The following is a 20,885-nucleotide window of genomic DNA, read 5'->3' as shown; positions in this document are numbered from 1 at the left end:
CCCTCTCATGAATAATTCGGGATTAATTATGGTAAAAACATATTAAATACTCTGTTCGTAACCAGCGATGTACTGCAGCCGGCATTTTCTTTGAACCATACCGGAGCCTCCTTTATGATTAATACCAGCTCAGGAACCAAGTGGCCCAGCAGTGATTTACCCGCCGGAGCGTTACTGCCTGATGAAAAATACCGCAGCTACGGTTATGCTTCTGATTCAGCAGAAAATACCATGAGCACCGGAACTGGTATCCAGCTTTATAAAGAGGTAAAAGGAAATTTAGATACCAGATATGTATCAGGAACTACGGTAGGAAAGGTAGCAAAAACAGCAGAGGATACAGAACTTACACAGTACGACGGAACTGTATTATACCGGCTCATGGTAAACAATGCATCGGCACAGGATTATGTCAGCCAGCTGCAGCTTATGGATATCCTGCCGGTGAAAGGAGATTTCAGTACAGGTAATTTTGGAAGGCTCAGTGACTTCCGGCTGAAGTATGACAGCATTCAGTCTATCGCAATTGAAAACAGAAAAGATTCAGGAAGTTCGGGAAGAAAGGTTCAGGGATTTGATTATGAGATTTCGTATTCCAATAAAGCATTTGTAAGTAAGGATGATGCAAATGCCGGAAAGAATGCGATGTTAAATGACAATACCACCGGATTCTGGTCCGGAAGTTCCAGTGATCCTACCGCCATCCGCATTAAGATCACAGATCCTGAATTTTATCTGGCACCAGGGGAGAACCTGGTTGTTACGTATAAGACAGTCGTGCCTTACAGTACGGCAAAAGAGCTGGAAGAGGCCGCTTACGGCTATGCAGTCAATGATTTTGCCACAGCCTACAGCTATAAAGAAGCAAGCCTTGAGAGTGAGGAAAAGAAGTTCTCCCAGGTACAGACCAGCAATTCCGTCCAGGTGCTTCTGGTTCCTGGAAATGTTAAGGTTTCAGGCAGAATCTGGATTGATGATGACAACAACGGAATACAGAATGAAAGCATAAAGAATGACCATCTACTTACAGATTTGTTCCCTCTGCTTCAGAGCGGTTACTTTAATGTCAGCCTGTTGAAGTTCAGCAAAAACGGGGATGACCAGATTTCCATGGAACCGGGAACCGGGGATGCCAGATTCTTATTTGACAATCTGACACCTGCGAAGCCATATGGACTCACCGGCTCAGATTTCACAGAGAGTACGGAGGATGAGTGGTACAGCGGCAAGTCTCTGCGGTTAACCAGTTTAAAGGGAGATGATCCGTCTCATTATCAGATTGAAGTGAGTGAGGGGACTATGCCAAAAGGTTTCGAGGATCTGGTATTGAAGCTTGCCAAACCTAACATGCTGCCAGACGGGGAAAATAAAAAGGCAGGCAGATCCAGACTGCCAAAGACATTGCTGGAAGGCGGAGTAAACTACAATGAAAGCCGTGACAGCAACTTTAATGAAACGAAAAATGGATATTCCTCAGAAGATTTCTTCTTATGGTCAACATCAGGGGAATATGATACAACCAAGGACATAGGCTTTGTTCCGTATAGAAACGTAACGGTAAAGAAAACAAACAAAGCACAAAATCCAGTGGCAGGAGCTCATTTTACCGTATATGGTCCTTTTACAAACCAGGAAATGGATTCCTTCAATAATTCACAGATCACCGATTCCAGTGTGCTTAAAAGTCCGGCAGCAGCCGGCGAAACAGCCCTTACAGACGGTGAAGCAGTATGGAACGCAGGCGAGCTTCTTTATTACATGAACTATATAATAGTTGAAGACAGTGCTCCTGCAGGTTACCAGATTGCCAATGCTGTATCCGGGGATATGGTATCCATGGATTCCTATAAGGTCCAGGGACAAAAGGCATGGATTCTTAAGAGCAAGGAGTTTAAGACTGAGGCTGATCCAATAAAGAGCACGGTTACTGTAGAGGATTCCTATATAACCGGGTCACTGGAATTTACAAAGATTGACGGGCTCACCAGGGAGAAGCTTAGCGGTGCCGTGTTCCAGATTGAAAAGCAGAGTGATGTGGTCAAAGATGCATGGAGTGCACTGATTGCGTCCATGAAAAAAGATGCTGTATCCATGGGAATAGCAGACGTAAAGGAGACGGAGCAGGGCGTTAGCTTTAAGGTTACGGACGGATTGGTAAACATTACCGGAATACCGCTTGGGCGCTATACTCTTTCAGAACTACAGGTTCCTGACGGATATGATATCTCAAAGAAGCTGGGAGAAACCGGATTTGAAATCAGTTCCCAAGGGCAGAAAGCGGAATTAAGCAAAATAGAAGGAAACGTTATTGAGAATACCAGAACAGAATACAGTTTAAGCATCAGAAAGGCGGATAATGCCGGAAATGATGCAGTAAAGGGTATCTCATTTTCCATCTCAGGACCAGGAAAGTACGAGAGCAGTACCTGGAACCCATTTATCAGAAATAAGTTTAAAATAAATGATCCGGATCATTCCGGCTATGAAGTAAAACAGACCAGTGACGAGGGAGTTGTTACCTGGAATCTGCCTTACGGCGATTATGAGATTACAGAGCTTCCTGCATCTGGTTACCAGACCATAGAACCGTTCTACGTCAGGATCGGTCAGGACGGAGCTGTCTCATTACTGAATGGAAAAGACAGACCGGAAATCGTCCTTAACAGTCAGGAACAGAATGAAATCAATGTTATAGTGACCAATAAGGTACTGACTGCACCAATTGCCATTGAAAAAATGGATGGGGAAAGTAAGAACCTGATTACGGGAGCATGGTTTGAACTGAGCGGCACGTCTCTGGTAGAAGGAGCGTTTGAAGAGTATTTGAAACATGTGACAGGACTTGGCGTTTCTTCCGTAACAACCAGAACAGATGGAGGTATTCTTTCTATAAACTTCCGGGTTGATGGGACAGAAAATTCCAGGCAGGGAATTTTAACACAGATACCTTACGGAACCTATACACTGAAAGAGACCCAGGCACCCAGCGGATATCTCTTTGGGGGCAGCCATGGCTTTACAAAAGAATTTAAGCTGGAAAAACCGGAAGGTATCAGCCTGACTGGAGAAAGTGCGGTTGCCAATACACCCCATGAGCTGATCATTGAAAAACGGGATAAGTCAACAAATGCCCTGCTTTCCAATGCGGAATTTGTATTAATGACATCTGAAGGGAAGTATGTGACACTTGACGGAAACAACTCGTATACCGGACTGACAGACAAAAAAGAGGAGGGATCTGTATTTACAACCGGCAGCGACGGTACGGTAACGGTAAAACGACTGCCTGCAGGAAATTATATTTTAAAAGAAATCAAAGCACCGGAAAACTACAGTGTGACTGCAGATACGGAAGTTTCCGTACTGGAAACCGGTAATACAGACAGGATTTCAGTATATGATGTGAGAGACCGGGCTAAAATAAGGATCAACAAGGCTGCATCCCATAACCATGAAATGCATCTTTCAGGAGCTGTATTTGAGATTTACTCCGATGATGGATTAACAGCACTTGCCGGTACTATGACAACAGGAAATGATGGAATGGGAGAGTCCCAGATGCTGCCTCTTGGAACCTATTATGTAAAAGAGAAGACAGCTCCGTCTGGATATGAAACAGGCAGCAGGGTCTATGAAGTCACCTTAAAGGCAGACAGTGAAGCCAGCATAGTGACAGCAGATGGCAGTGAGCTTGTCTTCAATGATTACGGAACAGGAAGTCTGACCTTTGATAAGGTGGATGGAGTAACAGAAAAACTTCTTCCATCGGCTGAATTCTCTTTAACAGAGAAAACAACCCAGGTAGAAGGCGCATTTGAAGACTTCACAGAAAAGCTTCTTAAGATGAGCGCAGAAGAACTGGGCACCATGGGAATCCGTGATGTGCAAAAAAATGGAACCGGCATTCGGTTTACAGCATTTAATGGCCACGTTGATATTGGAAGGATACCTTATGGTACCTATACGCTGAAAGAGGAGAAAGCTCCGGAAGGTTATTTAAGCTTAAACGGTAAGGCAGAATTTGATTTTATTCTTTCAGAAGACCAGAAAACGGCTCAGCTGACGGCTGATAACCAGGTAGTAAATGACCGTGCACAATTTGTTATAAAGATAAAGAAAACGGATAATCTGCAAAGAAGTATAAGTGGAATCAGCTTCCATATTCTTGGACCTGGAAAATACGAAGATAACGGAGTTCTATCCATATTCGGGGCCAGCCGGTTCCACACGCAGCAGGATGCCGGAAGCGGAACCTTTGTTACAGGAGATGACGGCAGTTTAAGCCTGGGCTTAAAACACGGAGATTACCAGATCAGGGAGGATGCGTCTGACCGTTATGATACTATTGAACCGTTCTACATCAGAGTGGACGAAAAAGGAAAGGTCAGCATCTTAAAGGATAACAGCAAAGCTGTCACTGTAGACAATGGTTCAGAGGTGGCATTAACAGTAACAAATCAGATCAGTACAGGAAGCCTGAGCCTGGAAAAGGTAGACAGCGAAGATACCAATAAGAGATTGGAAGGAGCAGAATTCACACTGACCAATTTATCTACCGTGGTTCCGGGAGCATGGGACAGTTACCGCAGGCTGGCAGCTTCTGATGGAGCAGCCTGGACGCCGGAAAATGTGACTGGTAATTCCATTGTATTTACCCTTTCGGGTAAGGCAGAGATCACAAACCTGCCTTATGGAACGTACCGGATCACAGAGACGAAAGCGCCAAAAGGATATTTGCTTGGTACTCAGCCGTGGAGTAGTGAATTTACCTTAAGCCAGTCTGAAAAGAGTGAGCTTTATGTAAAACCCTCTTTATTTGAAAAGACAAAGGGTGCGATTGAGAATCAGCCGTCAAAGGTGATTGTGGTTAAGACAAATGCTGTGTTTGCTGATATCAAACTGGGCGGGGCACAGTTTATTATGAAAACCTCGGAGGGCAGTTATGTGAAGCTTAATAATGGTTCGTTCGAAGGATATACAGCGAATGAAAAAGAGGCTTCCAGATTTGAAACAGACGGCAGCGGGCAGTATCTGATCAAGCGGCTGCCAGCAGACACGTATACGATTATTGAAACCAGAGCGCCGTCCGGATACATGATTAATTCCAGTATTCCGCCTCTGACTCTTGATGGGATCAACAGCTTTACAATTACCATTCAGGATGAGAGAATACGCGGCGAAGGTAGCGATGATGATGGTCCGACACCCCGTTCGCCTCAAAGCACGGTAACAATTATACCAGATCCGGTGCCTTTGGCAAACATGCCGGGTGAAAGCCAGATTGATATGGTCACGGTTGATGACGGAAACGTGCCTCTGGCAAAATTACCTAAGACAGGGGAGCGCAAGTCTAATGCCGGAAAGGTTATGGTAGCACTGTCAGGCTTCATGCTGGCACTCTATGCGGCTATTAATAAAAAAAAGAAGCCAGATAAATAATTAAAAGAAAATGGTTTATTGACTTTACTAAATTAACTTGCTATAATTTTAAAAAGTTATGGCGGGGAGATAAGGCCGGAACTTTAAGGAGTTCCGGCCTTGTTTTGACATTAGGAATAACTTTATTTTATTAATAATATGGTATTATTTATTATCTTAGGAGGAAAGAAAATTATGTCTTACGTGGATGAAGTTTATGACAGAGTCGTAAAGCAGAACCCGGGAGAAGGAGAATTTCACCAGGCAGTAAAGGAAGTTCTTGATTCTCTGCGCATTGTCATTGATGCAAATGAAGAAAAATACAGAAAAGCCGCACTTTTAGAGCGTCTGGTGGAGCCTGAACGTATTATCTCTTTTCGTGTACCGTGGGTAGATGACAACGGACAGGTAAGAGTGAATAAAGGATTTCGGGTACAGTTTAACAGTGCTATCGGGCCTTATAAAGGAGGTTTGAGACTTCATCCTTCTGTGAATCAGGGTATTTTAAAGTTTTTAGGCTTTGAACAGACATTTAAAAATTCTTTAACTGGTCTTCCCATCGGCGGAGGAAAAGGCGGATCAGATTTTGATCCCAAGGGCAAATCAGACAGAGAGGTCATGGCGTTCTGCCAGAGTTTTATGACCGAATTATCCAAATACATTGGTGCGGATCAGGATGTGCCGGCGGGAGATATTGGCGTTGGAGCCAGAGAGATCGGCTATTTATACGGACAATATAAGCGCATGACCGGGCTTTATGAGGGAGTTCTGACTGGAAAGGGACTTTCCTACGGAGGTTCTCTGGTGCGTACCCAGGCAACTGGCTACGGACTCATTTATATACTTGACGAGATGCTCAGACGTAATGGCAGAGAGCTGGAAGGAAAGAATGTGGTTATTTCCGGATCCGGTAACGTGGCAATTTATGCATCGGAAAAGGCGATCCAGCTGGGGGCAAAGGTTGTTGCTTTAAGTGACTCCAATGGATATATCTATGACAAGAGCGGCATTCGCCTTGATGTAGTAAAGGAAATTAAGGAAGTACGCAGAGGACGGATTAAAGAATATGCCAATGAAGTTGCTTCTGTCGCATATACAGAAGGAAAAGGGATCTGGACCATACCTTGTGATATTGCGCTTCCCTGTGCAACTCAGAACGAGCTGAATTTAGAGGATGCGAAGTCGCTGAAGGCCAACGGATGCTTTGCAGTTGCGGAAGGCGCGAACATGCCTTCTACCAGAGAGGCAACAGATTTCTTCCTTGAGAATGGAATGCTGTTTATGCCTGGTAAGGCAGCTAACGCAGGCGGTGTGGCAACTTCTGCACTGGAGATGAGCCAGAACAGTTTAAGGCTTTCCTGGAGCTTTGATGAAGTTGACAAGAAGCTTCATGAAATCATGGTGGGAATCTATGAGAAGACTGCAAAAGCTGCAAAACGCTACGGTGTGAAGGGAAATTATGTGGCAGGTGCCAATATTGCCGGCTTTGAGAAGGTAGTTGAAGCCATGATGGCACAGGGTATCGTATAAGACCAGGTCCGTACCTGTTTTTGGAAGGTACGGACTTGAATTTATTAACAACAAAAATTTTACTGGAATTCTCAAATGTTTTAGTATATAATAAACCGTAAGGCTTGAGGCGGAGTATTCTTCGCCTTATTGTTTTCCTGAAAAATATCTTAGAAAAACAGAAAGCAGGTGATGATTCTATGCATAAATTCTTAAGAACCATTGGTTTCAGTCTTTATGAAAAAGACAGGGATATTGATAAGCTGTTAGACAGGCTCTGTGAAGATCTGTCCGATATGAGAAGGATACAGATTGACGAGGAGTCCAATCTGTGTGAAATCCGAAGAGAAGTGGCGCCCGGGATGGGGATTGCCATCTATGGAGAGATGGACCGGGATGGGAAGTTTCAAAGAATGTACTATTACCCCTATTTAAAAAGCAGTGATATAACTTCGGAAGTATCATGCTCCATTCAGCGTCACACGGAACGGGAAACCTACGCCGGGCTTTTAGACGAATATAAAGTTGGAATTTCTCTGATCTTTTATATAGACAATTCCTTTGAATGCAGAGAACGGATCATAGACCATCATTCCATGGATACCAGTTATTCATGCCTTACAGGTCTTGCAGTCAGTGGAAAGGTTCTTCTCCCCATTCAGAAGTCAGATATTCAGAGAGAAAAAGCGAGAGTAGCCGCTAAGGACCGCAATAATCTGTTAGAAGCCGCAAAGAACGGTGATGAAGATGCCATGGAGACATTGACGATTGAAGATATTGATCTCTATTCCCAGGCATCAAGACGGGTGATGAAGGAAGACTTATATTCGATTATTGATTCGTGCTTTATGCCATGCGGTGTAGAATGCGACCAGTATTCTGTAATTGGTGAGATCATAAAAATTGATGAGATGAAGAACCAGATTACGGAAGAAGAGGTATACGATTTTACTCTTGAGTGCAGTGATTTAATATTCCATGTCGGCATAGCGAAAAAAGATTTAACAGGAACACCGGAAATCGGGCGCAGATTCAAAGGACAGATCTGGATGCAGGGAACTGTAAAATTCAAGGAATCAGAGGAATAAATCCAAGAATGACTTGACGAATTCTTTAAATTTGCATATAATAAGTTTTGAACTGTGCTGCAGGCTGCCTGCAGCACAGATATGTTTCCGTAGCTCAGCTGGATAGAGCGACCGCCTCCTAAGGTTGCGTTACAACGGCCACCTCAAAAAAACTAAATAAGGGATTGCAGTTCGACTTTGATCGGGCTATAATCATATATCAGACACGTCCATATAGCTCAGCTGGATAGAGCACACGCCTCCTAAGCGTGGGGTCGGAGGTTCAAATCCTCTTATGGACGCCAGTGAACAACGCCGAAAGCCTTTGTTTTCAAGGGTTTTCGGCTTTTCTTATATGAAAAGGCACGAAAAAGCTCTTTCACTGTATGAGATAAAATTCTACTCCAAAATTTGATTTTTGACAACCCCTCCAGAATCGAACGGTTGTTATAAGACAAAATCGCCAGCTAATTTTTAGCAGAAAACGGGCTGTTCTTGCTAATGAAAATGCCCTTCCTGCTAATCAGCCCCAAAATCGTGCCAAAAATCCAGCTAATCAAAAAAGGCGGATGTTTTGAGTACCATGCAGTTATAGCAGATAAAATTGAATATCGTTATATACATAGAGCGTCTATTTGCCCCGCATCGGGAATGGATAGGCGCTCTTTTTTTATGCCCAAAACCATGGGCAAATACAAGAGATTGGAGGTGTTTCATTTGAGCAAGCCTGTTTATACCGCAGACAAGCCGAGCGACTGTCATTACTGCTACTTCTGGACGAATGGCAGAAAGGGTTGCCGTCTGGGTAGAAATAATTGCTACTACTTAATCTCTTTGCCACCGAAACCCAAGTCGGAATGTGATGGCTGTCCCTATGGGCGAGATCACCCGTGCATTGGCTGGTGTACGAAGAAGGTTATGCGTGAAGTGGGGCTTCGTTGATATGGATGTGTATGAACAGGAATACCGCTTCTGCTATTTTACCCGATGTCCTTACGAAAAGACGGATACGACTTTCCGCAGCATTCCGCTGACAACAGAAAGTTTTCCGCAGAAAGAAGGTGGTGAAGCCGTGTGAGTTTTGATTATTTTTACGGTCAGCAATCCGATCTATTCACATTCTATCGAGTTCCGAAGGTGTTGTTCACGAACGAGAGGTTCTGGAATATTTCTGCCGATGCCAAGATGCTGTATGGCATTTTGCTTGACCGCATGAGCCTGTCTGCCAAGAATGGTTGGATAGATAAAAACGGTCGAGTGTATATCATTTTTACAATCGACGAAGCGAAGATGGCTCTGAACTGTGCTGAACAAAAGGCTATCAAGCTGCTCAGTGAACTTGAGAAGAAAGCAGGATTGATTGAACGTAAGCGCCAGGGTTTGGGAAAGCCCAACCTGATCTATGTGAAGAACTTTATCTCTGCTGTGGATTCACAACTCTTGAATTGTGAAAATCACAATTCTGGAACAATGGAAATCACAACTCAAGAACTTCCGAAATCACAATGTAATAATACTGATATTAAAAATACTGAATTTAGTGATACTGATTCTATCTTTCCTTCCGGAAATGGTGGAATGATGGACGAGAATGACCGGTATCAAGAATACTTTGATTATTTCTCGGATCAGCTCAGTATTGATTTGTTGAAGAAGGATTACCCTTACGATTCCGAAATGCTGGATAACATTCTGGAGTTGATCGTTGAAACAGTTTGCACGAAGCGACCATTGATTCGCATTGGTGCAGAGGAACGTCCGGCAGAAATTGTCCGCAGCCGGTTTATGAAACTGAATGTCGAACACATTCGATATGTTATGGACTGCTTCAAAGAGAACACTACAAAGATTAGAAATATCCGTCAGTATATGCTGACTACGATATACAATGCGCCGACGACAATAGACACCTACTACGATGCTCTTGTTCGGCACGATATGTCACACGGATATTTGGAAGGAGGATTTAAGAAATTGAAAATGAAGCGAGAGGAAGGAGAGTGACGAAAAATGTCGAAAAAAGCAACCATCATTGCGGTGGTCAATCAGAAAGGAGGCACTGGAAAGACCACCACCACCGAGAATCTGGGCGTTGGCTTGGCTCTTGAAGGAAAAAAGGTGCTTCTGGTAGACACCGATCCCCAGGCTTCCCTGACGGTCAGTTTGGGCAATCCCTGCCCTGATGATCTGTCTCCGACACTTTCCGATTTGATGGGAAAGATTATGATGGAAAACCCCATTGCTCCCGATGAAGGGATTCTTCATCATCCGGAGGGCGTTGATTTGGTGCCATCCAACATTGAACTGTCAGGTATGGAGGTAGCACTGGTCAATGCCATGAGCAGGGAAACCATTCTCAGGCAATACCTGGATACGGTCAAACAGAACTATGATTACATTCTTCTGGACTGTATGCCGTCTTTGGGGATGCTGACCGTCAATGCGTTGGCAGCTGCCGACAATGTGCTGATACCGGTTCAGGCAGCATACCTTCCTGCAAAGGGTCTGGAACAGTTGCTTGGAACCATCAACAAGGTCAAGAGGCAAATCAACCCGAAACTGAGGATTGAAGGGATTCTTCTGACTATGGTAGACAACCGCACCAACTATTCCAAAGACATCAGCAATCTGATTCGGGAGAGCTATGGAGGAAAGCTGAAGGTTTACAAGACCGACATTCCCCGCTCTGTTCGTGCAGAAGAAATCAGTGCCGAAGGACACAGTATCTTTCAGCACGATCCGAAAGGAAAAGTGGCGGATGCCTACCGAGTCTTGACGAAGGAGGTGTTAAACAATGCAGAGAAAAGGCGCAAACATCAGCTTGAAGGGGTACGATGATATTTTCTCCACCGATCAATCCAGAGCTGAAGCCCAGCAGGAGCGTGTGCAGGAAATTCCGCTTTCTGAGCTACACCCCTTTGAGGGACACCCCTTCCGTGTGGTTGATGATGAAGAAATGATGAAAACGGCGGAGAGCGTCCGAGATTTCGGAGTTCTCACTCCTGCGATTGTTCGTCCTGACCCCGACGGTGGTTATGAAATCGTTTCTGGTCACAGGCGGCACCGGGCATCGGAGCTTGCGGGTAAGGAAACCATGCCTGCGATTGTTCGTGACCTGGACGATGATGCAGCCATTATTCTGATGGTCGATGCGAATTTGCAGAGAGAAACCATTCTTCCGAGCGAAAGAGCATTTGCCTACAAGATGAAGCTGGATGCGATTAAACATCAGGGCGAACGGACAGATTTAACTTCTGCCCAACTTGGGCAGAAGTCGTGGGCGGTGAATCAGGTTGCTGAACAAAGTGGCGATAGCCGTGTGCAGGTTCAAAGGTATATCCGTCTGACCGAACTGATTCCGGAACTGCTGGATATGGTAGATACGGGTCAGATCAAATTCAATCCTGCGGTGGAGCTTTCCTACCTGGCAAGTGAAGAACAGCAGGATTTTCTTTCAGCAATGGATTATGCTCAAGCAGCCCCTTCCCTTTCGCAAGCACAGCGAATTAAAAAGCTCGCACAGGAGGGCGAGTGTACGCTGGATGCGATGTGCGAGATTATGAATGAAATCAAGAAGGGAGAGCTGGACAGAGTAACCTTCAAAACGGATTCGTTGCGAAAATACTTCCCGAAGTCCTATACCAACAAGCAGATGGAGGATAAAATCATTCAGCTTTTGGAACAGTGGCAGAAAAAAAGAGAAAAATCAATGGAAAGGTAAGGTAAAAAAATGTTTACACCCAAAAACATTCAGGGCGCTTTGGAAAAACTCTACGACCTTTGCGATCCTGATTATATGGTAGATATGCTCGTAAATTTCAGTGAGGAGTTCGATGATATTTCTCCTACGCTTCTGGCAAGGTCGTTCCAGAAAAATGCCGAGATGGTTTGCGAGTACCGAGTATTGTCCTCTGCTGGTGAGGGTATCGACTATCAGGGAACGGTACTTCTGAACAGCAGAGCCGTGCGTCTTCTGTCCTATGTAGAAGATATGAGCGGCGATGAAAAAGTTCGCACGATTCAGAGCAAGGAGCTGTGGTTAGCAGAAGATATGACCTTCTATGTGGTGTCCTGTATGTCCACGATTACGATGGACAAGGAAGAAGCCATTTGTCTTAACGAACACCGCAGCGTGGTTACTACGGTGGAATGCGAGGACGATATTTTCTTCGACATGGGTTCCCTGATTTGCGAACTGGACGATATTTGCTTGTTCGAGCTTTTAGCCGATGCGGATGCGACTATTTATGAACTGTAACAGGTTCATGGATGGTCGCTTTTCTTATTTCCAAAGAAACGGAGGTATCAAAACTTGAAAGAATACGATGTGAAGATTACCGAAACCTTGGAGAAAACGGTTACGGTGCAAGCTGAATCTCACGATGCGGCAGAGGAACAGGTTAGAGCTGCTTATTACAATTCGGAGTACATTCTGGACTCTGAAAACTTTACCGGTGTTGCGTTCGGCACGACCGAGGAACGGGAGGTTCAGAAAGAACAGGCAGATACCATGAATGTGTTACTGGTAAAGCCGTTCATGTATCCGCAGGCTGTGCAGATCGGCTGTGAGCTGGAGGATTTGCAGAAAGCCGTAGGTGGCGATATTGAGGCAACTTATCCGTTCAATGAGCCGGTTGCACTGGTGATGCACGACGAAGGTAAACTCGTAGGCAAAGACCTGAACCGTGCGCTGCGTGATGATGACGGCGATATTTATGACATTATCGCCGGTGATTTTCTGGTTGTGGGATTGGGCGAGGATGATTTTTGTTCTCTGTCCCCGGAACTGATGAAGCAGTTTGAGGAACACTTTCATCGGCCTGAGACTTTTGTACGCATGGGGCGCAGCATTATGGCGCTTCCCCTGCCGGATGACATGGTGAAGAAAGAAGATGCACCTGTCAAAGCTGATTCGGTTCCCCACAAAAGTAACCCTGACCGAGATGTTCTGTAAGGAGGTTCTTATGCAAAGAAATTCGACGATTGGAGAGTTGATGGAGCGAAAGCGGATTCAGGATGGTGCCAAGGAGTACCAGGGACATACCTATATGGACTTGGCACGATTTGATGAAGCCACCAAGCACATGATTATTTTTGATGTGCTGACCGATGAATCGCCTGTCGGTTGGAAAGGCGAAAGAAATCGCCTGTATTTGAGCGATGTGGGTTATCAGAAGGCTCTGGATAACCAGAAAGCTGGCAATATCAAAATTATCAGCCATGCCGCAGTTGCCAAGGGCAATCTGTATTACGACCACAGGGATATGGCACGATGATCTGTTCACTCTACTGCTTGCAGGAGGTGATGAATCATGCAGGAAGAAGTTGAAAACAGGACAGTAAACCTGGCGATCAGCACAACCAAGCTGACAGGGCGCACTATCATTGTTGGTATCCGCAAGTATTTGCAGCACCGGGAAAAAGTGAAGATGAAAAAGGCACGAGATCCTGGCGTTCATGGAAAGCAATCCGTGAAACAGCTTTTGGGACAGAATCAGGGTGCTACGAATGTTGAGATCGACAAAGAGAGTATCCGTGATTTTGAAAAGCTCGCCAAGAAGTACGGCGTGGACTTTGCCGTAAGAAAAGATAAGTCCGTTGATCCTCCCCGGTTTCTTGTCTTTGTTCGTTCCAAAGATGCAGATGCTTTGGATGCGATCTGCAAGGAACATCAGGCAAGGGCATTAACCAAGAATGAAAAGCCGAGCGTTCTGGCGCAGCTGAAGAAGTTCAAGGAAATTGTCGCAGCGATTCCGAAGAAGGTTCGAGAGAAGAAACAGGAGCGTGATCTGTAATGGATAAGAGAAAAATTAAAAAGCTCCTGATTCTGAATTTACCGTATTTTCTGGTAGGGTTGTTCGCTACGAATTTAGGAGAAGCATGGAGATTGGCTGAGGGTGCAGATTCATCTGCGAAAATCCTCAGCTTTTTTAATGCCCTTCCGATAGCCCTGAACAATCCGCTACCCAGCTTTCACCCGTTGGATTTGCTGCTTGGTATTTTCTGCGGTGCAGGACTTCGGCTGGCTGTCTATCTAAAAGGCAAAAACGCAAAGAAGTACCGGCACAATGTTGAGTACGGTTCTGCTCGTTGGGGAACGGCAAAAGATATTGAGCCGTTTATTGCACCAAAGTTTGAGGACAATGTAATTCTGACGAAAACGGAGCGGCTGATGATGAGCAATCGTCCGAAGAATCCTGCCAATGCCCGAAATAAGAATGTTCTGATTATCGGTGGTTCAGGTTCTGGTAAAACTCGCTTTTGGTTGAAGCCAAACCTTCTCCAGATGCACAGCTCCTATGTGGTCACTGACCCCAAGGGTTACAATACAATAGGACAGAAAAGTGTAGCATTCGTCTGAATGCTTTTTTTAATACATTGGGAAGGAGGTCGGCACGATGGCAAAGAAGGACGTAATCAAAATTACCGCATTATATGAGCGATTATCACGAGATGATGAACAGCAAGGCGAATCCAACAGTATCTCAAACCAGAAGAAATATCTTGAAGATTATGCCCGACAATGCGGTTTTAAGAACATTCGGCACTTTTCTGACGATGGTTACAGTGGTACAAACTTCAATCGCCCCGGCTTCACTGCCCTTCTGGCAGAGGTCGAAGCTGGTCATGTGGATACTGTAATAGTAAAAGATATGAGCCGATTTGGGCGAAATTATCTCCAAGTAGGCTTTTACACAGAGGTTCAGTTCCCAAACAAAGGTGTCCGCTTTATAGCGGTCAATAACAATGTGGACAGCTCCAAACCCTCTGACAATGATTTTACCCCATTCCTTAATATCATGAATGAATGGTATGCAAAGGATACGAGCAACAAAATCAAGTCTATTTTCCGTTCCAGAATGCAGGACGGAAAGCGTTGTAGTGGCAGTATTCCCTATGGATACAGGCGAGAAGCCGGAGATAAGCAGACACTTCTCGTTGACGAGGAAGCTGCCGGAGTGGTACGCAGAATATTTGAGCTGGTTGCCAGCGGTATCGGCTTAAAGGAAGTGGCAAGGATACTCACAGCAGATAAGATACTGATACCATCGGCATATTTTGAGAAATATTATCCCGAAAATTGTCGAAATCACTCCTATCATGAGCCTTACACATGGAATAGCACCACAGTCGGCTATATCATAGACCGACAAGAATATCTCGGTCATATGGTGCTGGGCAAGAGCATTTGCGATAACTTCAAGACGAAGAAACGCCGGAAAGCCACGGAAGATGAATTGATAATTTTTCGTGATACCCACGAAGCAATCATTACACAGGACTTATGGGAGAAGGTACAGCGGTTACGGAAAAGAAAACCGAAGAAGCTGCCCAATGGCACATATACCCATCGTTTGTCAGGCTTAATCTTCTGTGCGGACTGTGGTGGACGCATGAGCTATTCCAGTCCAGAGAGCAAGCACAAGAACGGTGGAAAAGAATATGACTCCGACTCCGCTTTCCAGTGCAGTAATTACAGGAATGTGTATAGGGATTGCAGCTCTCATTTCATCAAAACATCGGCTCTGGAAGCGGCAATTCTAAGGGCGGTGCAAGTGGTTTCACAATATGTCATTGAGAACGAAGCAGAGTTTACAAAGCAGCTCCAGACCCAGTGGGACAGCCAGCAAACGGAAACGGTCAGCATTGATAAGAAAGCACTCACAACAGCTCAAAAGCGTATTGCAGAGCTGGATATTCTTATCAAAGGACTGTATGAGAGCAATATGACTGGCAAGATACCGGAAAGGCAGTTCCGCAAACTCATCAACCAATATGACGAGGAACAGCTTACTCTGGAGAATAAGATTGCTGAAATGGAAGCAAACACAGAGCAGACCCTTGCTAAGAAAGCCGAAGCCAATCGGTTCATAGCACTTGTGAAGCGATATAAGGACATAACCGAGCTGACGGACGCTATGCTCTATGAATTTATTGAAAAGGTGGTGGTTCACTCCGCAACTGGTGGCAGAACCATCTACCGACAGCAACAGCTTGATATTCATTTCAACTTTATTGGGAATTTCCTTCCACCAATGCCCCAGATTACCGAGGAACAGCGGATTGCGGAAATACAGGCGGAGCAGCTTGCCAGACAGGAAGCCAAAGCAAAGCGAAGCTATGAGAAACAGCAGAAAAAGAAAGCAGAATTGCGAGAAGCCGCCAAAACTGACCCTGTGGCTGCTGAAAAATATGAGGAGCTTTTAGCTAAGAACCGTGAGCGTGGCCGCAAATATCGGGAAAAGCGTAAAGCCGAAGCCGCCCTCAATCCAGAGGTGGCACAGAAGCAGAAAGCAAAATCACAGGAAAAGTACGAAAGGCAGCACGCAAAGGTGAAGCTGTCCAGAAAGGAGCTGGTGGAGCAAGCCAAGACTGACCCAGAAGCGGCAAAGGAGCTGAAAGCTCTAAGGGCGAAGGAAGCCGCAGCCAGAGCCAGAAAGAAGCAAAAAGAGGAGGAACGCATGGCAAGTGATCCAGAGTATGCCAAGATGATGTTAGAACGCCGGAAAGAGTATGACCGCCGACATACGGCGAAAAGGACGGCTGACCGACTTCGGCTTATTGAACAGGCTGAAACAGACCCAGAAGCAGCGGAAAGACTTGCGAAACAGAGAGCTTATTCTTGCGAAGCCAGCCGAAGATGTATCGAAAAGAAAAAATCAAAGACAGCTTAATGAGGAGGATACCATGAGAGAATTGAAACCAGTTATCTATGAAAATGGCATTCAATATGTGCTTGTAGGCGATTACTATATCCCAGTGCTGAAACTGCCGGAGGAACACCGCCCCATTGGTCGATGGGGACGGTTGTACAGGGATTATATGAAAGAGGTTCATTCGGCTATGTATCAGAGCATGACACTTTCTTGTACCCTCTGGACATATCTGGCAGACCTTAACGAACAGGCAGAGAGCCGATTGGAAACCATTATCCGGCAGATGAAAGAAGCCGAGGGCGTGACCGAGGAAATGAAAGCCAGAGAGCAGCTCATGTGGGTTCAGTGTATGAATAGCATTCAGAACCGGGCACAGGAAATTGTGTTACATGAAATGATTTACACCTAATATGACGAAAGAGAGGTTCAGCAAATGATTATGGAAGCATTATTTAATGGGGAGCTTTATCCCTTTGAGAAAGTAGTACCACATAGCGAGGAGTATTCCAAGGCGAAAAGAGCAATTACAGACTTGATGAACTCATTCCAGAGTACCATGAGTGAGGAAGATTATGCCAAGCTCAATGAACTTCAAAATACTATTTATACAGCTATGGAAATTGAAACAATCGAGCAGTTTAAGTATGGGTTTGCACTGGGACTTATGATGATGAAGGAAGTCAGCGAGCTTCCCTATCTGCCAAAATAAAGGAGGACACCATGATATTGATTAAGCTATTCTTTAAGCTGCTGGCATTGCCGGTGGTAATTATAGTGACCTTGATACAGTGGGTGGGTATCTTCGTGACAGGCTTTTCCGCTGTCCTGTTCAATCTGGCTGCCGGAGCTTTCTTCATGATTGCCCTTGCTTGTCTGGTAACAGGAGTTGCCACTGGGAAAGAAGCCTTGCAGATATTTATACTTAGCTTTGCAATCTTCATCATTCCACATATCGCTGAATGGTTCATTGTGAGAATAGCGGAATTAAACTATCTACTGCGTGATTTTATCAAGTCCTGACCCGCAAAATTGAATATTGAACCAGTAAGATAGCTTACTGGACGAAAGCCGCCCTTTATATCAAAAAGGACGGCTTTTCACTTGCTATTTTAACACAGAACGATGAATGAAAGGAGCTACCACAAATGAAGCTGACAAAATACGAAAAAGAGACGATTGTGCTTACCAGCGAGGGTGATACCACAACAAGCATATTTACCTACAATGCAGACCTCAAGCGGAGATTGGAGAAATTCAGCAAGCAGTACCCTACCCTTTGCAAGCTGGAAAACAGCAATAGCGAGGGCGGAGTGTCCTATGTGCTGGACAAATCCAGAGTGTCTATCCGGCTTGTTGCACCATACAGCGAGGAACGCCGGAGAGCTGCCAGCGAGAATGCGAAAAAGAATGGCTTTACAGGTTTGGCAAAGTAAAAACATCATTTTCAAGGCAAAATCAATTTTGTTCACAGAGAAAACAGATGACTATATCACGAGAAAGTGATATAATTGTTCATGTAAGCAATATAAACCATTTTGAGGAGGTGTCTTTGATGGGAATTAGCTATAACAGGCTATGGAAAATGCTAATTGATAGAAAAATGAAAAAAATTGAATTGCAACGAGCAGCCGGTATCAGTGGAAATGTGCTACTTCGCCTTAATAAAGACGAGCAAGTCACAATGGAAAGTCTTTATAAAATCTGTCGTGTCCTACATTGCAATGTGGGCGATGTGATGGAGTTTACCGATACAGAGGAGGAGCAACAATAATGGCGGATAACAAAAAAGAGCAAGAGAGAGCCGAACTACATCGCACAATCTGGAGCATTGCCGATGATTTGCGTGGTAGTGTAGATGGCTGGGATTTCAAACAGTATATTCTGGGAATGTTGTTTTATCGCTACATTTCCGAGAACATAACAAATTATATCAATCAAGGAGAAATAGCCGCTGGCAATACTGAATTTGACTATGCAACATTAAGTGATGACGAAGCGGAGCAAGCAAGAGAAGATTTGGTTACGACCAAGGGCTTTTTCATTTTACCGAGCCAGCTATTCCAGAATGTTCACAAAAATGCTTCTGCTGACGAAAACTTAAATGAAACATTAGAAGCTGTTTTCCGTGCTATTGAAGCATCGGCACAAGGAAGTGCCAGCGAGGACAATTTCAAAGGCTTGTTTGAGGATATTGATGTAAATAGTAATAAACTGGGCGGTACAGTAGCCAAACGCAACGAAAGGCTTGTAAAGCTGATGAATGGCGTTGGAGAAATGAAGCTCGGTAACTATCAAGACAATACGATTGACGCATTTGGTGATGCGTATGAGTTTTTGATGGGAATGTATGCTTCTAATGCTGGTAAAAGCGGCGGCGAGTATTACACACCACAGGAAGTTTCAGAACTTCTCACAAAACTAACGATTGTAGGAAAAACAGAAGTTAACAAGGTATATGACCCCGCTTGTGGTTCGGGGTCACTGCTTCTGAAATTCGCAAAGATTTTGGGCAAGGACAATGTTCGACAAGGTTTTTACGGACAGGAAATCAATATAACCACTTACAACCTTTGTCGTATCAATATGTTCTTGCATGATATTGATTACGATAAATTTGACATAGCGAATGAGGATACATTGGTAAGTCCCCAGCACTGGGACGATGAGCCTTTTGAAGCGATTGTATCTAATCCACCATACTCAATTAAATGGGAAGGCGATAGCAATCCGCTGATGATTAACGACCCTCGTTTTTCTCCGGCTGGCGTATTAGCACCAAAATCGAAAGCTGACCTTGCTTTTATCATGCACTCTTTAGCGTGGCTGGCTACAAGTGGAACAGCAGCTATTGTATGTTTTCCCGGAGTTTTATACCGTGGTGGCACAGAGCAGAAAATTCGTAAGTATTTGATCGACAATAACTTTGTGGATTGTGTTATCCAGTTACCCGAAAATCTTTTCTTTGGAACAAGTATAGCAACTTGTATAATGGTTCTTAAAAAATCAAAATCAGAGAATAGTACTTTATTTATTGACGCTTCAAAAGAATGTGTCAAAGTCACGAATAGCAATAAATTGACTGATGATAACATCAATTCAATCATAGATACATTTGTTGCAAGGGCTGACAAGGACTATGTATCACGGCTTGTTCCTAATTCAGAAGTGGAAGCACAAGACTATAATCTTTCGGTAACAACTTATGTTGAGGCAGAGGACACAAGAGCAGTTGTTGATATTACTGCTCTTAATGCCGAAATAGCAGAAATTGTTGCAAGAGAAAATAAATTGAGAACAGAAATAGAAAATATCATTTCTGACTTAGAGAATAGCCTTACAGAAAAGTAAGAGCAGAAAGCGGAGGATAAAAAATGCGTGTTTATTTGAAAAGAGAAAAAAGTGGTGTGAATGCAACTGGTGAATATAATGCAGAAACAAAAGAGTTGACAGTTTTGAAAGGTTCAACGGTGTGTGACCGCATTGCATATTCTGATAAATTTAGGGGTGCAAACACGGTAGAAAAATACCGCAATGAAACAGTGAATGATGGAGTTGTTAAAAAAGATATTACATTCAAGAGTGCTTCTACAGCCGCTAATTTTGTTACAGGAAGCAGCACTAATGGATTGGTTGCATGGAAAGATGGCAATGGAAAGAAGTTAAAGGAAGCATTGGCTGAAATAGCAGAGGTGAAATGATAATGAGCAAATTGGAGCAGTTAATTTCAGAACATTGCCCCGATGGAGTTCAGTTCAAGACTTTAGGAGAACTTGGCTCATTTTACGGGGGATTAAGCGGAAAATCGAAAGCGGATTTCACAGATGGTAATGCTAAATTTATTACCTACATGAATGTTTTTACCAACATGGCACTAAAAATAGATGTGCCGGAAAAAGTTAAAATTGGAGTAAATGAAAAGCAGAATACCATTCAGTATGGAGATATTTTGTTCACAGGCTCGTCTGAAACACCAGACGAATGTGGTATGTCATCGGTACTTACTGAAAGAACAGACGAAAAGCTGTATTTGAATAGCTTTAGCTTCGGTTTTAGACTGAACAATCCAGATATTCTTATGCCCGGCTTTGCAAAATATCTATTTCGTTCTGATAGCTTACGAAAACAAATCAAGAAAACTGCCAGCGGTGTAACACGATTTAATGTGTCTAAAAAGAAGATGGAAAGTGTTGTTATACCTGTTCCACCTCTGCCAGTGCAGAGTGAAATTGTCCGT

The 20,885-nt window shown here is 44.2% G+C and carries 20 protein-coding genes, 1 tRNA gene and 1 pseudogene; all 22 read left to right on the top strand.

The genetic code is table 11. The features are described 5' to 3' along the window. Positions 1-114: 114 nt before the first annotated feature. On the top strand, positions 115-5,439 hold the full coding sequence (locus DS742_RS06260; protein WP_117416139.1) for a doubled motif LPXTG anchor domain-containing protein: 5,325 nt from the start codon (positions 115-117) through the stop codon (positions 5,437-5,439). A 174-nt stretch (positions 5,440-5,613) separates the two neighbouring features. Continuing rightward, entirely contained in the window at positions 5,614-6,948 is a 1,335-nt protein-coding gene (gene gdhA / locus DS742_RS06255; protein ID WP_117416138.1) for an NADP-specific glutamate dehydrogenase, read from the top strand. A gap of 179 nt (positions 6,949-7,127) precedes the next feature. Then, positions 7,128-8,015 carry a DUF3881 family protein gene (locus tag DS742_RS06250; RefSeq protein WP_117416137.1) on the top strand — a complete coding sequence of 296 codons (888 nt, stop codon included), beginning with the start codon at positions 7,128-7,130 and terminating at the stop codon, positions 8,013-8,015. Between the two features lie 207 nt (positions 8,016-8,222). After that, positions 8,223-8,299, top strand: a tRNA-Arg gene (locus DS742_RS06245). Between the two features lie 569 nt (positions 8,300-8,868). Then, a complete protein-coding gene (locus DS742_RS06235; protein WP_242996412.1) occupies positions 8,869-9,072 on the top strand; it encodes a hypothetical protein in 204 nt (67 codons plus the stop codon). After that, positions 9,069-9,998, top strand: a complete 930-nt coding sequence (locus tag DS742_RS06230; RefSeq protein WP_009257912.1) for a DUF6017 domain-containing protein — start codon at positions 9,069-9,071, stop codon at positions 9,996-9,998. Before DS742_RS06235 ends, DS742_RS06230 begins: the two co-directional genes overlap by 4 nt. Before the next feature lie 6 nt (positions 9,999-10,004). After that, positions 10,005-10,832: a ParA family protein gene (locus DS742_RS06225; RefSeq protein WP_117416135.1), complete on the top strand. Its 828-nt coding sequence runs from the start codon at positions 10,005-10,007 to the stop codon at positions 10,830-10,832. After that, positions 10,789-11,715 (top strand): ParB/RepB/Spo0J family partition protein, encoded by a 927-nt coding sequence (locus tag DS742_RS06220; RefSeq protein WP_117416134.1) that lies wholly within the window; start codon positions 10,789-10,791, stop codon positions 11,713-11,715. The genes DS742_RS06225 and DS742_RS06220 overlap by 44 nt, the downstream gene beginning before the upstream one ends. A gap of 183 nt (positions 11,716-11,898) precedes the next feature. After that, a complete protein-coding gene (locus tag DS742_RS06215) occupies positions 11,899-12,252 on the top strand; it encodes a hypothetical protein (protein ID WP_242996411.1) in 354 nt (117 codons plus the stop codon). A 54-nt stretch (positions 12,253-12,306) separates the two neighbouring features. After that, a complete protein-coding gene (locus DS742_RS06210) occupies positions 12,307-12,948 on the top strand; it encodes a DUF3846 domain-containing protein (protein ID WP_117416132.1) in 642 nt (213 codons plus the stop codon). A gap of 10 nt (positions 12,949-12,958) precedes the next feature. After that, positions 12,959-13,270, top strand: coding sequence for a DUF5720 family protein (locus DS742_RS06205; protein ID WP_117416131.1), 312 nt, complete (start codon positions 12,959-12,961; stop codon positions 13,268-13,270). 36 nt (positions 13,271-13,306) lie between these two features. Beyond that, a complete protein-coding gene (locus tag DS742_RS06200; protein ID WP_117416130.1) occupies positions 13,307-13,789 on the top strand; it encodes a PcfB family protein in 483 nt (160 codons plus the stop codon). After that, a pseudogene (locus DS742_RS06195) lies at positions 13,789-14,316 on the top strand (type IV secretory system conjugative DNA transfer family protein); the annotation flags it as partial. The gene DS742_RS06200 and the pseudogene DS742_RS06195, both read left to right, overlap by 1 nt. A gap of 76 nt (positions 14,317-14,392) precedes the next feature. After that, on the top strand, positions 14,393-16,669 hold the full coding sequence (locus DS742_RS06190; protein WP_117416129.1) for a recombinase family protein: 2,277 nt from the start codon (positions 14,393-14,395) through the stop codon (positions 16,667-16,669). Between the two features lie 13 nt (positions 16,670-16,682). After that, the gene (locus tag DS742_RS06185; RefSeq protein ID WP_117416128.1) at positions 16,683-17,060 is read left to right on the top strand and encodes a TnpV protein; all 378 of its coding nucleotides are present in this window, start codon (positions 16,683-16,685) and stop codon (positions 17,058-17,060) included. A 24-nt stretch (positions 17,061-17,084) separates the two neighbouring features. Beyond that, positions 17,085-17,360, top strand: a complete 276-nt coding sequence (locus tag DS742_RS06180) for a DUF6809 family protein (protein WP_117416127.1) — start codon at positions 17,085-17,087, stop codon at positions 17,358-17,360. Positions 17,361-17,371: 11 nt separating this feature from the next. After that, the gene (locus DS742_RS06175; RefSeq protein WP_117416126.1) at positions 17,372-17,671 is read left to right on the top strand and encodes a hypothetical protein; all 300 of its coding nucleotides are present in this window, start codon (positions 17,372-17,374) and stop codon (positions 17,669-17,671) included. Between the two features lie 125 nt (positions 17,672-17,796). Continuing rightward, positions 17,797-18,084, top strand: coding sequence for a molecular chaperone (locus tag DS742_RS06170; protein ID WP_117416125.1), 288 nt, complete (start codon positions 17,797-17,799; stop codon positions 18,082-18,084). Positions 18,085-18,203: 119 nt separating this feature from the next. After that, the gene (locus DS742_RS06165; RefSeq protein WP_117416124.1) at positions 18,204-18,422 is read left to right on the top strand and encodes a helix-turn-helix domain-containing protein; all 219 of its coding nucleotides are present in this window, start codon (positions 18,204-18,206) and stop codon (positions 18,420-18,422) included. After that, positions 18,422-19,999: a type I restriction-modification system subunit M gene (locus DS742_RS06160; protein ID WP_117416123.1), complete on the top strand. Its 1,578-nt coding sequence runs from the start codon at positions 18,422-18,424 to the stop codon at positions 19,997-19,999. Before DS742_RS06165 ends, DS742_RS06160 begins: the two co-directional genes overlap by 1 nt. 23 nt (positions 20,000-20,022) lie before the next feature. After that, on the top strand, positions 20,023-20,349 hold the full coding sequence (locus DS742_RS06155; RefSeq protein WP_117416122.1) for a DUF4357 domain-containing protein: 327 nt from the start codon (positions 20,023-20,025) through the stop codon (positions 20,347-20,349). A 2-nt stretch (positions 20,350-20,351) separates the two neighbouring features. After that, positions 20,352-20,885 (top strand): restriction endonuclease subunit S (locus DS742_RS06150; RefSeq protein ID WP_147325725.1); only part of this gene is annotated, 534 nt, incomplete at its 3' end.

The organism is Lacrimispora amygdalina (genome assembly GCF_003432035.1).
GTDB classification, from domain to species: domain Bacteria; phylum Bacillota; class Clostridia; order Lachnospirales; family Lachnospiraceae; genus Lacrimispora; species Lacrimispora amygdalina.
Note: the sequence above shows the minus strand (reverse complement) of the source record. Positions and strands in the feature narration are given on the sequence as shown.